The following is a 15,052-nucleotide window of genomic DNA, read 5'->3' as shown; positions in this document are numbered from 1 at the left end:
GCTAGTCCATCATTTCCTGTAGTTGAGCCACCATCCGTTCCCGAAACTCCAAGTCGGTATTTGCCAGCCCCAACAATTGCAGATATTCTCGTTGGGTCAGCCCTGCCGCCTCGATCAGAGCCAGCGCTTCCAATTCCACCTCTTGCTGCACCCGTTGGGATTCTAGCTGAGTTTCCGCAGCCTGTAGCTCGCCCTCGCGACTTTCCACGAGTTTCAGCACCTTGAGATAGGCCTGCACAAACTGGTGAACCTTCTCAGTAGCAATATCTTCTGCGCTCAGGCTAGTCGGCGGCAATGGTTGGTCAATGGGCGCAGGCGTTCCTGCTTGGGGCGCAAGTTCGGCCGCATTCCCAGCCGCACCCATCAGCAGCAGGCTGACTAGGCAGCCCAGCAGCAGTGCAACGAGCGATCGCCCCCTCCGTCCAGCCTGCTCTTGACAACCTGTTCTACGGCCCAATCTCAGCATCGGTCAAATTTCACTTCTTTCAGAATAGCCCAGCCCTCTTGCCTAATCTGACCCATTAGGGCATCAGAACTTGATTCACAGATAGATTTAACAACAGTTTTGCAAAACATCCGCCTAAAATTGAAGTATCGAGTAGGTACATATACGTGACAGGGCAGACTATGGGGGTTGATGAGTCTCAAAACTCTAGTTCTCTTTCCGATCGGGAACTGCAAATTGTTGAACTAGTGGCGGCGGGCTTAACCAACCAGGAAATTGCCGAGAAGCTAGAAATTAGCAAGCGCACAGTCGATAATCACATCAGCAATATCCTGACCAAAACCGCAACCGGCAACCGGGTAGCGCTGGTGCGTTGGGCGTTGCAATGGGGAAAGGTCTGTCTGGATGAGGTGAACTGCTGCGTGCTGCCCACGACCGGGGCAATCCCTAAAGCGTCCAGTCCTCTGCCTGATGCAAAGCCCCAAGCCGAAGCGTCCGAATCTGCGGAAGTCCTGACTGAAGCAGTAGATGATGTGGATGCGGAAACCGGGGCAGACTCGGTTGATGCCGACTCCGTAGATGCTTCAGTGGATGATGTTGTTGATATGGTGAACGAAGTAGCGCTATGAAGCGGCAGATCTGCTGGCCCCAGCTTCCGCTTGCGGTGTACCGAGAGGTTGCCGCTCATCTGCGCCAGGTTCCTGGGGTATCGGTTGGGCTATTGCCCCAAACGTCCACCGAGTTTGACTATCAGCAAAGCCAGGTGGGTGGTTTAGAAATTGATGATGAGGAGGCGACAGTTGCCGCGCGGCAGCAAGTCGAGCGAATTTTGCAATATTACAGCGATCGCTTTGGCGCTTGGCAGGCGATCGCCCCTGCCGTCTAAGGCGTTCAATCCAGCTTGAATATCCAGCAAAAAGGGCGACCTCCAATTCAGAGAGTCGCCCTTTTCATTTTTTCATTCATTTGTGCCATCACAAGTTCGCTCACCCAAAAGCCCTACGTGATCGAACATGACTGACGAAACAACAAAGAACCAAAAGAGAAATAAAGCAACAGAGGAACAAAGGCATAAACCAGAGAGTCAATCAATACTCAGTGTGCCTATCGACACTCTGCGTAGATAGCTTCACAGGGCGGGTTTTTAGCCTGCAAGTCTTGTAGATAGGATACGTTTTCGCTAGCAAAAAATGAGGTAAGCGAAGTCAGCAAAACAACGGTGATTGCAATGATGTCCATAGTTTCCTGGTAGATGCGGCCGTGATTCAGTCGTGACTCAATAGTGGCTTATAACAAGGGGCTTCTCAATCAGGGCATTTAACTAACGATTGCTTAAGCTAGTTGAAAATACTAGTAATTTTACTAAGTGATGTATAAAAGATGTTTCAGTAAGCAGCCCAATGTTGAGTTTTACACGGTATGTAGCAAAAAAACACAGGTCTTGACGGCATTAATCGGCAGTTTAATCGGCAGTTAATCAAAGTTTAGATGGGGTCTTAAGTAGTAATGTCCCCAGACCAGCACAAGACTCGCGCAGGATTTTAGAGGTTTCATCATTCGTACATCGTTCACGCATCTAGGGTTTACATCAGGTTCGTACAGCATTTTCTTGCAGGGTGAGGCACGCGCTGCCTTGACAAAGTAAGAGTTGCTTGTCCGTCTGCGTACCTCACTCGCTTCAAAAGCCCTGTACTGAAATTGCTGCCTGAAGTCGCTGTGTCGCCCAAAGCATACCGCTAAAGCATGATCTATTTGTGCAGGCTTTATACAAATATTAGAAATTTATGGCACTTGGGCGATCGCCCGCAAAATCTCTGGATGTAGGTCTAGATACTTCGGTAGACCTGATCCAGCCTACACACCTCCGAAAACCAGTCCCTCCCTTCTATTTCACTATCCAGACAACTTTCAGTATTCAGTATAGAGAGGCTTCCTTGTGTTTCTAGCAAGACAGCCTGAAACCTTCTCTTTCCCCTCTTCGTTCTTCTTTCTTCCTCACTTCCTTCTTCCCTAAAGCTTCCTCTTGTTTCTAGCAAGACACCTAACACCGCACCTCCTAAACGCCACTATGGATGAATTTGTCCATCGGGCATGATCGCCCCGCTCAACTTCGCCCTATTCATCTGAGCCTCCCAAAGGTTTGAATGTCGCAGGTTTGCCTGCCGCAAATCGGCCCCACACAAGTTGGCGTGACTCAGATTCGCCATACTCAAATCAGCCCGAAAAAGACTCGCGTTCGACAAATCTGCCTCGTTGAGCGCTGCTTCACGCAGATCGGCTTCCGTCAAGACGCTCGCCCTCAGGTCTGCGATGTAAAGATTTGCGCCAATTAGATTCGTGCCAATCAGAATGGAGTCGCCCAAGCTCGCATGGCTCAGGTTCGCCATGCATAGGTTCGACATGCTGAGGTTTGCCCGCGTCAAATTAGCCTGATACAGGGTTGCACCCACGAGGTTTGCCAGGCAAATGATGGACATACCAAGGTTTGCCTGTCGCAAATCGGCTTCGCGCAGGTTGGCTTGGCTTAGCGTAGCCTCGCGCAGATCGGCCTGACTCAGGTTCGCCCCGTAGAGATTGCTGTGGGAGAGATTAGCGGTATATAGCCGTGCGCCCCGCAAATCAGCCCGGCTCAGGTCGGCTTCGCGCAAGTTAGACAGACATAAATCTGCCTGATTCAGCGAGGCATGGCTTAGATTTGCACCCTGTAGGAGGGCTTCGCGCAGATTTGCCCGTCGCAGGTCTGCGGTACACAGAGTTGCAGTGCAAAGGCTGGCCAGCGAGAGGTTGGCGCTACTCAGATTCGCTTCTCGCAGGTCTGCCCCAATCAAGCTGGCTTCGCTCAGGTTGGCTTCGCTCAGGTCGGTGGTGTAGAGAATTGCCTCGCGTAGGTCTGCCCGACTCAGATCGGCCTGCCGCAGGCTGGCCATGCAGAAATCGGCTCGGCTTAAGATGCCTCCTCGCAAATCTGCCTGGTTGAGGGTGACTTCGCGCAAGTTGGCTTGGTCAAGTGCAGCCTGACTGAGGTTCGGATGAATTTCAGCATGGGTTTCGCGCCACTGGTTCCAGGCGTTTGCGCCCTGTTTCAGCAGAGCTAGATGTTCATGATTTGCCATGAGTGGTGCATCTCTTTTGCAAACTGCCAGAACGCGAAACTGGAGACAGGACGGCGCGGATGTCTTTGGCAAAATCTCAGGCTGGTCAGCAGGAGGATTTTGAGGCGGTTCCTGGGTTGAAGATGGTTGCGCCAAGGGGGGAATTTCAGAAGATTTCCATATAATTCCAAGATAAAAGTGGCACTAATTCAGGTGAAGCCAAACCGAGAAATTACGGAGGAGTGATGCTGGAATTGCAGAAGGTCTGAAAAAGGTTTGTAAAAGGTTTGAAAGGAGCCTGCAAGCCTCTCGCCAGCTGCTTGCAGGAGGCTTGCAAAGACTCTGCATAGCAATAACGAGAACTGGTAACGAGCGATCGCCCTTGTCCCTAGCAGAAGCGAGAATTCTGCTCTGGGGCGCGATCGAACCCAAATCACGTAGAAACGTAACGAAAAAGAGACTGAGAAATCCGTGCTTTGGGGCTTGAGTACTGTCAGTATTCCCAAAACAGGTCAAAAATCTCTCAGCCCCGGCGTAAGCCGTTGCAACGTTAGAATGCCAGCGGTTGGTCTTGTGGCACAGCATCAATGCCAGCGGCTAGCTGATTTTGCCAGGCGGCGATCGCCCCTTGAGCCGCATCGTAGGCAGCCGTACCGGGCGGCACCAGCTGAGCCACCTGCACCGCCTGGGCCAGGGCACCCGACTGGGCGTGGATATTCGCCAAATTCAAAATTTGCTGACTCCATCCGGCGATCGCTTGCTGAGCCGCTTGATAGGTATTGGCGCGATCGCTGGGCACGAGCTGGGCGGCGGCGATCGCCGCCCGATAATTGTTAGCCGCTAGCCACAGGTCGCCTCCGTTGCGCTGCATGGCTCGACCCGACGCCATATCCAAAATCACCTGACTCCAGCGATCAATCGCCTGCTGTGCATCTTTATACAACGGCTGATCGGGACGAATTTGCCGCAACAGCCGAATTGCCTCTGAAATTTCCGATACCTGATTGCTCGACGATTCGGCCCGCACTTTGGTCAGGTTTGCCATTGCCGCATTCATGATGTCGCGATCTGACAGGGGCGGTGCAGGCTCGCTCACAGGGCGGGTATCCGGCACAGACGGCACAGAAGACTGAGCAGGGAGGTTCAGCGAATTGGCTGCTGGGTTTGCCACCGGAACCGGAGTGGGCATCGGTGCAGGCGACGGGGCGGTGGAAGTAATCGAGTTGGCGGCGGGGTTTGGCAGCGAGGTTCCAGCAGGCGAGGCAACCACACCCGGACTGGGCTGCACGGCAATGGTCTGGCTGTCGGAGGGCGATCGCAAGACCGTGCCCACATTTCGCACAATCACCGCCGCCATTAACAGCGACAAAAGCCCGCCCCCCCAGCGCACCAGTTGCCACCAGGAGCGATCTTCAGACGCATCAGAGGCGATCGCCACGGGCGTACGGTGGGGTGGGGGGTGGGGGGCGGCGCAGGGAGTGATGAGGACGGCGGAAGCGGTGTGTCTGCTGGCTCACGACGGAGTTCTGCCTCCGACACAACCGGAATCGGAGGTGGAGATGGCGTAACTCGCTCGACCGGGCGATCCTGCCAAATTGCAGGGGTTTGCAAGCTGGGCTTTTGCGGGCTGGAGTGTCGCCAGTCAGGATGGGATTCAGGACTCTGGGAGGGCTGCCACTCCGACCCTGCCCGACGAGGCGGTTCATCCCGATGAGAAACGGGCTGCAACCGATCCGGAGCGTCCACAGGCGCAAAAGATGGCAGAGCGGGCGATAGAGTCTCCTTTCCGGGCACGATTAGCTGATAGCGCAGGCTATCTGGAATGATGGCCAAAGGCTCTTGGCGAGGTCGCCAGTGGTGGTCGCTTAGCTCTGGCAGGCGCGTTTGCAAAAACTGCACCAGATGCTCCAGCGTGACGCAGCCCGGACGCTTTAGCCCCTCCAGCACCGCAGCCGTAAACAATCCGTGACGTAGGGCGATTGTTTCATGAGAAAGCTGGTTTGGACGACAGGACAGCAGTGTGGGAATGCCATATTGCTCGGCCAGGGCTGCGGTATGAGTACCCGCGCTGACCCCCGACAGCACGCCCTGGCTCCGGTTCATGTCCAGCAGCACGAGCAGGTTTTTCGTCGGCGCTGCCTGCAATAGAGAATAGAGAAATTCGACCGAAAGCCCGGTCTGGGCGGGCTGGGTGGGGTCGCTATCTTGAGGCATTAAATAGTCTTTGCCTTGATAATGCATCCCGTAGCCGCTGAAAAATAGCCAGAGGCAATCGTTTGACTTGAGCCGCTGACACACCTGGGCAATCGCCGTTTGAATGCCAGCGCGGTCGGGCGTGGTGGCCCCCCAGGCCGCTGGGGGCGAGTTATCGGTCAGCCGCACGCAAGTATCGGGCAGAAACCCCGCGTCGTTAATCAAACTCTGAATCAAAGACTGGGCATCCCGCTCGGCATAGACGAGGGGTGGCAACTGTGGATACTGATTAATACCAATGGCGATCGCCCAGTAGTTTGTCATCGTTTCAGACACCCCAAGCAGTTTCCCGAAAAAGGGCTTTCAGCTTCCAACTGCACCTAAGACGCTACTCAAGGGAAGTTGCCAAGCTCAGCATAAACTCCGACCTCTAATCCAGCCCCAAAGCCTCAGAAATCTGAAAAATCGAGGCCTGACCCAGTCTCCAAAGCGCCAGTTGAATCCCGCTTGTTGAATCCCGCTTTTAGACTCAGATCATATCTATCCTTCTTCTAAGATGCCCAAAAAATTGAAAAGTGGTGCAAAAACCTCTGGAATTGCAGCACCGGATTACGCAGTGCCAAATCACGCAACACCAAGTAGCACAGATTTTGCGGAGGTGGTATGAACAGCTTCTCTGGCTGTTGAGTTGCAGATTAGCTACAGGTCTACCGTTTAGGCATCTGCCTCAGCATGTAAAGCCGTGCTAGCGTGAGGGAATGAGCATTAGGACGGGTGATTGAGCAAGTTGGAAGACTTGGAATGGCAGGGTGTGGGCGAATGGGAAGCGCTGGTGCGAGAGGCGGAGCGCGATCGCTGGCTGTGGTTCCAGAATCCGGTGGCGAAGTATGAGGTGTATGACCTAGCGGACGGGCTGCCTGCGCTGGCGGAGATTGAAGCGCGGGTACAGCAGGAGTGCCTGTGGGCGATGGGGCTAGTGAGTTACGAAGCTGCGCCTGCTTTTGATCCCGCCCTGACGGTACGGAACGAACACCCATCTGCATCCGTCCGCTTTCCGCTGCTGGCGTTTGGGCTATATCCAGCGCCGCAAATCCTGTCGCAGCAAGACCTGACCCAGCGAATGACAGCAGCCAGCCCGCCCCTGCTGAATTGGCAGCCTAACCTATCGGTCGAAGAGTTTCAGGCGGCGATCGCCCGCATCAAGCACCACATCCACGCAGGCGACACCTATCAGGTCAACTATACCTTTCGGCTGCAAGCAGAGAATGTGCGCGATCCGTGGGCCCTCTGGTGTCAGATGATTCGGGCGCAGCCGTTGGGCTATGGCGCGTTTATCAATCTGCCGGAGTGGGCCGTGTGCAGCGCGTCGCCAGAGCTATTTTTTTCGCGGAAGGGCAACACGCTGACATCCAAGCCGATGAAGGGAACAACGGCGCGGGGATTGTGGGCAGCGGGCGATCGCCAGCAGGCTGAGGATCTGTACCACTCAGACAAGAACCGTGCCGAGAACGTGATGATCGTGGACATGGTGCGAAACGACCTGGCGCGGGTAGCGCGGCTGGGCAGCGTGCAGGTATCGCGCCTGTTTGCCCTGGAGCGCTATCCCACTGTCTGGCAGATGACTAGCACGGTTCAGGCAGAAACCTCAGCCAGCCTGCCAGCCATTTTTCAAGCCCTGTTTCCGCCTGCGTCTATCACCGGAGCGCCCAAAGCCCGCACCATGTCTCTCATCGCCGACCTAGAAACGGCCCCCCGACGGGTCTACACGGGCACCATTGGGTACATTCGCCCCAACCCGCAGGCCTCTGCTCAGGCGCATGTTCAGGCGCAATTTAACGTGGCAATTCGCACGGTGCTGGTGCATCGCCCCACAGGGCAGGCGGAATATGGGGTCGGCGGCGGCATTGTCTGGGATTCTACAGCCGACTCTGAGTTTCAGGAATGCCGCACCAAGGCGCAGGTGCTGACCCAGGTGCGTCCTGCCTTTTCCCTGCTGGAGTCGATGCTGTGGACTCCAGAGGCAGGAATTGCCTGGGGCGATCGCCACCTGGCCCGACTCCGCGCCTCCGCAGACTATTTCGGCTTTACGGTAGACTGGGATGCGGTTGAAAACGCCATTCAGCAGCGCCTCGCTACCCTCCCGCCCCAGCCCCACAAGCTGCGGCTGATTGTGCCGCCGACCCATCCGCCCACGGTCGAAGCCCAGGCAATCGCCCCCCTGCCGAGGGTCTATCGAGTGGCGATCGCCCAAACGCCCATTGACTCTGGCAATCCGTTTCTCTATCACAAAACCACCCATCGCCTCGTCTACATGCAGGCACAACAGGCACACCCCGAAGCCGACGACACCCTGCTGTGGAACGAGCGCGGCGAACTCACCGAAACCTGTATTGCCAACCTGGTGCTAGAACTGGATGGCGAATGGGTGACTCCACCCGTCCATTGCGGCTTGCTGCCCGGTATCTATCGCTCCTTTTTGCTGGAACAGGGCAAAATAAAAGAGCGCATCGTGCGACTCGGAGATCTCTCCCGCTGCACTCGAATCTTGCTGATCAACGCCGTTCGCCACCAGTGGAACGCCACACTCGATTCAAACTCCCTCTGCCGATTAAAGTAGAAATTGAAGTAGAAAGGGCCGCTTTGTAGATCTGCCGCCGTAGCAGCAGTCCTAGTAGTTTTAACAGCAGCCTCGAACCTCCAACGTTTAGCGTCTAGCTCCCTCCAAAATGTCCAACGAAACCATCACCCTCATGTCACAGCGCGAAATCGAAAAAATGCGCCAGGCCGGACAGCTTGCTGCCCAGCTTCTTGCCTATCTAGAGCCGCTGGTGAAGCCAGGGGTCAGCACGCTGGAGCTAAACGATGCCGCAGAGGAATGGACTCAAAGGCATGGAGCCAAAAGCGCCCCGCTGGGCTATCACGACTTTCCCAAATCAATCTGCACCAGCGTCAATGAAGTCGTGTGTCACGGCATCCCCAATGCCAAGCAAATCCTGCGCGACGGCGACATTATTAACATCGACGTAACGCCGATTGTGGATGGCTACCACGGCGACACCTCGCGCACGTTCTTTGTAGGAGAGCCGTCGCCCCTTGCCCGCAAGCTAGTAGAGGTGACGGAAGAGTGCATGTGGCGTGGCATTCGCGAGGTCAAGCCGGGGGCCCGCATCGGCGACATTGGGGCCGCCATTCAGGAATATGCTGAATCCCAGGGCTTCTCGGTGGTGCAAGATTTTGTGGGGCACGGCGTTGGGCGCATCTTCCACACGGCTCCCCAAATTCCCCACTATGGCAAGCGCGGCAAGGGCAAAAAGCTGCGCCCTGGCATGGTGTTCACAATTGAGCCAATGATTAACGTCGGCACTTGGGAAGTGGAGGTTTTATCGGATAAATGGACTGCGGTGACGAAAGATCGGCAGCTTTCTGCCCAGTTTGAACACACGGTTGCAGTGACGGCCACGGGGGTGGATGTGCTGACGCTGATGCCAGAATTGGCCGTCGCCTAGCTATTAGGGGGCTTGTACGGGTCTTGTGTGGGTCTTGTGTGGGCCTTGTGCAGGGCTTGACCCATTCTTAAGAAATTGCAAGCCTGCAACCGCGACGGCAGTGGGAGATTTTCTACGAACCCCTCCTCCAAAAAACAGACAGGACTTACGCACTTGCGGTAAGCTCCTTGGGGTTTGGACAATTTCTCGCGGGCACAGCCCGCGAGAAATTGTCCAACTGCGTAAGTCCTAACAGATCTAGGAGCTAACCAGAACGTGGGCCGGCACTTCGGACTGAACTGGAATTTGCACCACAAACTCTGCGCCCTGCCCTGGCGAACTGTAGCATTCCAACGTCCCGCCATGATTTTCTGCCACGATCTGGTAGCTGATGGATAGCCCTAGACCAGTTCCTTTACCCTCTGGCTTGGTGGTGAAAAAGGCATCAAACAGCTTTTGCCGAACGGCTTCGCTCATGCCCGGCCCATTGTCGGCAATGCGGATTGTGACGGCATGGTCGGTAGCTGTTGTAGAAATCGTAATCGTATTGGGGTGCTGCTCTAGCTCCGACAAAGCTTTCCCGGCGTTGCCCTCTTCCATCGCGTCGATGGCATTGGCAATCAGGTTCATAAACACCTGGTTGATTTGCCCGCTGTAGCAATTCACAGGCGGTAGCGTGCCGTAGTTTTTGACAATGCGAATCGCCGGACGCTCTGGCTTTGCCTTTAGCCGATGCGACAGGATCAGCAGCGTGGTATCCAATCCTGCGTGCAGATCGGTGGGGCGTTTTTCGCTGCCGTCGGCGCGGGAGTAGGTTCGCAGCGATTGCATGATATCCCGAATGCGGTCAGTGCCCAGTTTCATGGAGTTCACCATTTTGGGCAAATCATCGAGCAAAAATTCCAGGTCAATTTCTTCGGCGTGGTGTTGAATCGCTGCGATGGGTGGGGCGTAGTGCTGCTGATATAGTGCCAGATGTTCCACCAGGTCTTCGATATAGCGGCTGGCGTGGGCCAGGTTGCCTGCGATGAAGCTGACGGGATTGTTGACTTCGTGGGCGACCCCGGCCACCAGTTGCCCCAGTTGGGAGATTTTTTCGGTTTGCACGAGCTGCGCCTGGGTTTGCTGGAGCTTTTGCAGGGATTCTTGGAGGCACTGGGATTTGTCTTGCTCGCGGGCATAGAGCTGGGCGTTTTCTAGGGCGATCGCCGCTTGGGTCGTCAGCAATTTCAGGAGTTCTAGCCGCGACGGTGGAAAGGCGTTGGCCGTTAGCGGGTTTTCTAGGTATACGACACCCGTGCGCTTGCCCTGATAGAGAATCGGGGCACACAGGACGGATTTGGGCTGGTGCTGCTGGAGATAGCGATCGCCCTCAAACCGCGAATCGCTGGCTGCGTCTGACAATACTAGCGGCTGCTGCGTCCGCCATACCCAGATGGATGAGCGACACGGGAACCTCTCGCGGCTGCTCTCCAGGGGTGTCGATTGTAAACACCACAGCCGTCTGGTCTGGGTTGTTGTCGATCGCCTCAATTTGTAGCTTTCCTTCTTTTTCCAAAATCAGGCAGCCCTTTTTGTGCGCCTGCATTTTTCCAGGATGATCGAGAGAATGCGGCTGAGCAGCGCGTCGAGATGCAGTTCGCTGGCGATCGCCTCGGCGGCTTTCATCACCGTGTTCAAATCGAGGGAATCGCGCTGGCCGCTAGTGCTGCGGGTCGAGCGGGTGGTGGTCGCAGTAGCGGTGATGGTGGCATCGACGGCTGGAGCGCTGCTGGCTTCGTCCTGCTGGAGTAGCAGAGGATGCTCGGCAGTGAGCGCATGAACTTTGGCGATCGCCCCCCACTGGATGTAGCCATAGTAGGCATCGATTAAATAATTCTGGGAAAGGCGGGTTTTGCCTAACGCCGCATAAAACTGGGCAGCCCGTTCGCTGGCCACAGCCGCTTCGTGAATGAAGCCTTCTTTGGTGGCGCGGGCAATGGCGAGATCGTAGCAGTCCATCGCGGTCTGGCGATCGCCCCGAATCTGGGCCAACTCCGCTGCCAGCAGGTCGGCTTTGTGCTGGTGGTTCATCGGTGCAGACGCAGCCCACTGCTGCACAGTCGTCTGACAGGCGAGCAACTGCGGCATCCATTCCGCCTGCTGATCTGCACTGCCCGCTGGATAGGCCGCCAGCAGCGCCAGCCCGTAGTAGAACCAGTAAACCGGGGTGGCCATCAGCCCCGCGCCGCAGCCTGCGTATTGTTCCCCGCGTTTGGCAGAGGCGATCGCCGCCTCATATTCACCAAACCAGTAGTGCAGCATCAGCTTGGCCAGGTGAAAGACAAAGAGCGCTTGATAATTTTGCGACTCTTCCAAACGCGGCAGCATTTCGATTTCATTAAACGCTTCGCCCACCAGCAGCGTCGGATTTTCCGATCGTCCCAGCAGATTCAGCGTCACCTGTTGCCACATGCGAGCCGCAGAAAGCTGAAAATGCTGCTTCAGTTGCAGCAGCAGCGCTCCATACTGCACCTGATTTTCGTAATGACCTTCCAGCGACTCGCCGCTAAAAAATCGGTGGTCGCAATAGTTCATGATCGAATAGCTGACGTAGCCTAAATCACCCGTTTCTTGCCCTACATGAATGCCTTCCACCAGTGGCGCAAAGGTATTGCGAATGTGTTCCTTATGGTGCCGCACAAAGCATTCAAACAGTTGCACAATGCTGCACTGCCACTCGCGGCACTGATAGCGCTCCAGCAGCTTCATGGCAATCTGCCCCGCCTCGTAGGCGCGGTCTGCGGCGGGAATCGTGCTGCAATACCAGGCATAGGTGGCGTAGCTAGGGGCCGCCAAGGGCGAATGACCATAACGGACGCAGAGTTCAAGCTGCGTGGTGGCAACCCAGCGAAACACCTCTGGCTGAGTTTGATACGCGGTGCCCGTTACTGCGTTCAAAATTCGCAGGGCTGCCAGCTTTTCGGGATCGGTCAGTTCGGGTACGGCATCCAGCGCATCCAGTGCGGGCAGTGAAATTTGGAAATGATCGTGGTTCAGCGGGCTAGCGATGGTAAAGCCCAGCAGCATCAGCCCGTCGAAGGCCACCGCGAGCGATCGCCACATTTGCAGCTGGGCGATGTAAATCTGGATCTTTAGCTCGTAGGACTGCACTGCATCGAGAACACTGGCGGCATGTTGCTCCAGGGTATTGGCGATCGCCTCTGCTTCGTCGTATTTCGTCACCAGGTAAGCCGCTTGGGCGGCTTCGGCGTGCAGTGCCAGCGTCAGGTCATAGTGCGTCGTCCAGGCGTTTTCTGGCAGGAGCGATCGCCCCTGTTGCAAAAAGCTGTCCGCCGTTTCATACGCCGCTGCCGCCTTGGCCCGCCGCCCTGCTGCTAGGTTCAGCCGCACCAGGTCTACCCGCTCCTGCGGCTCGTTGATGAGATCAGCCCCGTAGTTCAGCGCGTTGACGATTTCAAACAATCCTTCAAATTGTCCTGTGGCGCGATCCGCAGCGGGAATCGTTTGCAGCAGCAGCCGACCAATTTGCAAATGTGTGGCTGGGCGATCGCCCTCGTCAATTAACGAGTAAGCAGCCTGCTGCACCCGATCGTGCAAAAAGCGATAAGTAAACGGCTGCTTGGCCCCCGACTGGGCAGCATCGGCTAGCAAGTTGCCGAGTTCATCTTCTGAAAACAGCAGCGGAATTTTGTAATCCTGGCTGAGCGGCAAGATGAAACGCTCCTCCAGCGCAGGTTGCAGAGCTTGCGCCAGCGCCGACAGGCTCAGTCCGCTGATCACCACCAGCGTCGGCAAACTAAAGCGATCGCCCACACAGGCCGCCAGCTTCAGCACCGTCTGCGTCTCTGGCGGCAGCTTCACCAAATTACCTGCCACCAGTTCCACCACTGACTGGTCGGCAATGCCCGTTTCTTGAATCGCCTGCACGTCCCATTGCCAGCCGCCCGTCGCAAAGTCGAAGGTGAGCAGCTTTTCTTGATACAGCGTTTTCAGCAGTTGCGTCAAAAAGAACGGATTGCCCTGGGTTTTGGCAAACAGCAGTTCCGCCAGCGGGTGCAGATATTCTGAAGGCTGTTCTTCGGCTCTCCGGCTGCGCGAGGCTCGCCTGCCCGTCAGCGCATCCTGCACTAGCCGTTGCACTGCTTCCAGGGGCAGCGGCTTCAGCACAATCTGGTTCACCACGCCGCCCGCCTGCTGAATCTCTTCCACCGTTTTCATCAGCGGGTGAACCGGGCTAACTTCGTTGTCCCGATATGCGCCGATCATCAGCAGGTAGCGACTGTCGGGATTGGACATCAGCGCCTGAATCAGCTTCAGCGAGGCCGAATCGGCCCACTGCAAATCGTCGAGAAACAGCACCAGCGGATGAGTCGGCTGGGCAAACACGCCGACCAGCGATTGAAAGACCTGGAGAAAGCGATTTTGTGCCTCCGTTGCGCCTAGTTCTGGGACGGGCGGCTGGGTGCCCAAAATCAGCTCCATCTGGGGAATTACGTCGATTACGACTTGTCCGTTGGGGCCTAGGGCAGCGAGCAGCTTTTCGCGCCATTTCTCCAGGCGATCGCCACTTTCCGTCAGCACCTGCTGCGTCAGCGATTGAAACGCCTGAATAATCGAGGCATAGGGCACATTGCGCTTGTATTGGTCAAACTTGCCGCTGATAAAGTAGCCCCGCTGCCGCACCACCGGCTTGTGGATTTCGTTCACCAGAGAAGATTTGCCGATGCCCGAATAGCCCGACACCAGCATCAGCTCGCTGCGGCTGCTCTCTTCGCCGCCCAGCGCCAGCAGCGGACTCGTGTTTGCCGACACCCGATCAAATGCCGCCAGCAGTGCAGACACCTCTGACTCGCGCCCATAGAGGGTTTTGGGAATCAGCAGTTGGGACGAGCGATCGCGCTCTCCGGGCGTAAAGTCAGGAATCGTCTTGCCCTCTGTCAAAGCATCGCGGCAGCGCTCTAAGTCAGCCAACAATCCTGCTGCGCTCTGGTAGCGGTCTTCCGCGTTTTTCGCCATCAGCTTGTGAACAATAGCGGCGATCGCCCCCGGAACATTGGGGTTCAAACTCCGCAGCGGCGGCGGCGCTTTGGCAATGTGACAATGCACCAATTCCAGAGGATCGTTTCCCCGAAACGGCAGCCGCCCCGCCAGCAGCTCATACAGCGTAATACCCAGAGAATAGAAGTCGCTGCGATAGTCCAGCGTCCGGTTCATCCGCCCCGTCTGCTCCGGCGACATGTAGACCAGCGTTCCCTCAAGCTGGTTTAGCTCCTGCGGCAGGGTCAGCTCTTCGCCCAGGCGCGAGGGCAATGCTAAAGTCCGTGAGCTTTACTTCGCCTGTTTCCTCGTTGAGGAGGATGTTGGGAAGGCTTTATGTCTTTGTGAATAATGCGAGCCTGCTGAAGCGAGGCCAGCGCTTGAGTCAGCTGAATCGCGATATTCAGCACCCGCGCCCGGATCGAGGATCTTGCACTTGCGGTTGGCCAAAAACCTGCTTGAGCGATCGCCCACCAAAATCTTCCAACACCAGCACGGCCCGATGCCCATGCGTTTCCAGCCCGTATACCCGCACCACACCAGGCAAATCGAGATTGGCCGCCACCTGATACTCGTGCTTTAGCCGAGTAATCTGCTCCAGAGTAGGATGCTCCGCCCGCAACACCTTGAGAATGAACGGCTGCTGGGTAATCTGGGAAACAGCCCGATACAGCACCGTATTCACGCCTTCGTGAATCAAGCCTAGAGACTGATAACCTAAAATCTCAATCGTTCCGTGCATGGATACTCTAGTTTTATGGCTAAGCGTGAAGGAAGAAAGACTCCTCATCACAGTT

The 15,052-nt window shown here is 56.1% G+C and carries 11 protein-coding genes and 1 pseudogene; 4 read left to right on the top strand and 8 right to left on the bottom strand.

Features of this window, described 5'->3' with window-relative positions:
* Nucleotide 1: 1 nt before the first annotated feature.
* A complete protein-coding gene (locus O77CONTIG1_RS21145; protein ID WP_084782890.1) occupies nt 2-466 on the bottom strand; it encodes a DUF4168 domain-containing protein in 465 nt (154 codons plus the stop codon).
* 161 nt (nt 467-627) lie between these two features.
* Here O77CONTIG1_RS21145 and O77CONTIG1_RS24970 point away from each other — a divergent pair.
* Together O77CONTIG1_RS24970 and O77CONTIG1_RS21135 are read left to right on the top strand one after the other, a co-directional pair.
* Nucleotides 628-876 (top strand): annotated as a pseudogene (locus tag O77CONTIG1_RS24970) (helix-turn-helix domain-containing protein); the annotation flags it as partial.
* A 194-nt stretch (nt 877-1,070) separates the two neighbouring features.
* Entirely contained in the window at nt 1,071-1,331 is a 261-nt protein-coding gene (locus O77CONTIG1_RS21135; protein WP_068514856.1) for a hypothetical protein, read from the top strand.
* Nucleotides 1,332-2,511: 1,180 nt separating this feature from the next.
* On the opposite strand, the gene O77CONTIG1_RS21130 is transcribed toward O77CONTIG1_RS21135, so the two are convergent.
* The 3 genes from O77CONTIG1_RS21130 to O77CONTIG1_RS21120 all read right to left on the bottom strand — a co-directional run bounded on the left by O77CONTIG1_RS21130 (nt 2,512) and on the right by O77CONTIG1_RS21120 (nt 6,054).
* On the bottom strand, nt 2,512-3,558 hold the full coding sequence (locus O77CONTIG1_RS21130; RefSeq protein WP_068514853.1) for a pentapeptide repeat-containing protein: 1,047 nt from the start codon (nt 3,556-3,558) through the stop codon (nt 2,512-2,514).
* Between the two features lie 529 nt (nt 3,559-4,087).
* The gene (locus tag O77CONTIG1_RS21125) at nt 4,088-4,975 is read right to left on the bottom strand and encodes a hypothetical protein (RefSeq protein ID WP_156435553.1); all 888 of its coding nucleotides are present in this window, start codon (nt 4,973-4,975) and stop codon (nt 4,088-4,090) included.
* A complete protein-coding gene (locus tag O77CONTIG1_RS21120; protein ID WP_068514848.1) occupies nt 4,894-6,054 on the bottom strand; it encodes a caspase domain-containing protein in 1,161 nt (386 codons plus the stop codon). Before O77CONTIG1_RS21120 ends, O77CONTIG1_RS21125 begins: the two co-directional genes overlap by 82 nt.
* Nucleotides 6,055-6,508: 454 nt before the next feature.
* Between O77CONTIG1_RS21120 and pabB the strand changes: the two genes are divergently transcribed.
* Nucleotides 6,509-8,347, top strand: coding sequence for an aminodeoxychorismate synthase component I (gene pabB / locus O77CONTIG1_RS21115; protein WP_068514844.1), 1,839 nt, complete (start codon nt 6,509-6,511; stop codon nt 8,345-8,347).
* 109 nt (nt 8,348-8,456) lie between these two features.
* A complete protein-coding gene (gene map, locus O77CONTIG1_RS21110; RefSeq protein ID WP_068514841.1) occupies nt 8,457-9,236 on the top strand; it encodes a type I methionyl aminopeptidase in 780 nt (259 codons plus the stop codon).
* Nucleotides 9,237-9,473: 237 nt separating this feature from the next.
* Here the strand turns inward: map and O77CONTIG1_RS25790 are convergent, their stop codons facing one another.
* From O77CONTIG1_RS25790 to O77CONTIG1_RS25785, 4 genes are all read right to left on the bottom strand, one after another.
* On the bottom strand, nt 9,474-10,619 hold the full coding sequence (locus O77CONTIG1_RS25790) for a sensor histidine kinase (RefSeq protein ID WP_068514838.1): 1,146 nt from the start codon (nt 10,617-10,619) through the stop codon (nt 9,474-9,476).
* Nucleotides 10,588-10,803 carry a hypothetical protein gene (locus O77CONTIG1_RS26425; protein WP_068514835.1) on the bottom strand — a complete coding sequence of 72 codons (216 nt, stop codon included), beginning with the start codon at nt 10,801-10,803 and terminating at the stop codon, nt 10,588-10,590. The genes O77CONTIG1_RS25790 and O77CONTIG1_RS26425 overlap by 32 nt, the downstream gene beginning before the upstream one ends.
* Complete coding sequence (locus O77CONTIG1_RS21095; protein WP_068514832.1) at nt 10,776-14,528, bottom strand: ATP-binding protein; 3,753 nt, start codon at nt 14,526-14,528, stop codon at nt 10,776-10,778. Before O77CONTIG1_RS21095 ends, O77CONTIG1_RS26425 begins: the two co-directional genes overlap by 28 nt.
* Before the next feature lie 130 nt (nt 14,529-14,658).
* Nucleotides 14,659-14,997, bottom strand: coding sequence for a hypothetical protein (locus tag O77CONTIG1_RS25785; protein WP_068514829.1), 339 nt, complete (start codon nt 14,995-14,997; stop codon nt 14,659-14,661).
* Nucleotides 14,998-15,052 lie beyond the last annotated feature (55 nt).

This window comes from Leptolyngbya sp. O-77 (assembly GCF_001548395.1).
Classification (GTDB): Bacteria; Cyanobacteriota; Cyanobacteriia; order Elainellales; family Elainellaceae; genus Thermoleptolyngbya.
The sequence above is the reverse complement of the archived record's forward strand: the minus strand, read 5'-3'. Positions and strand labels throughout refer to the sequence as shown.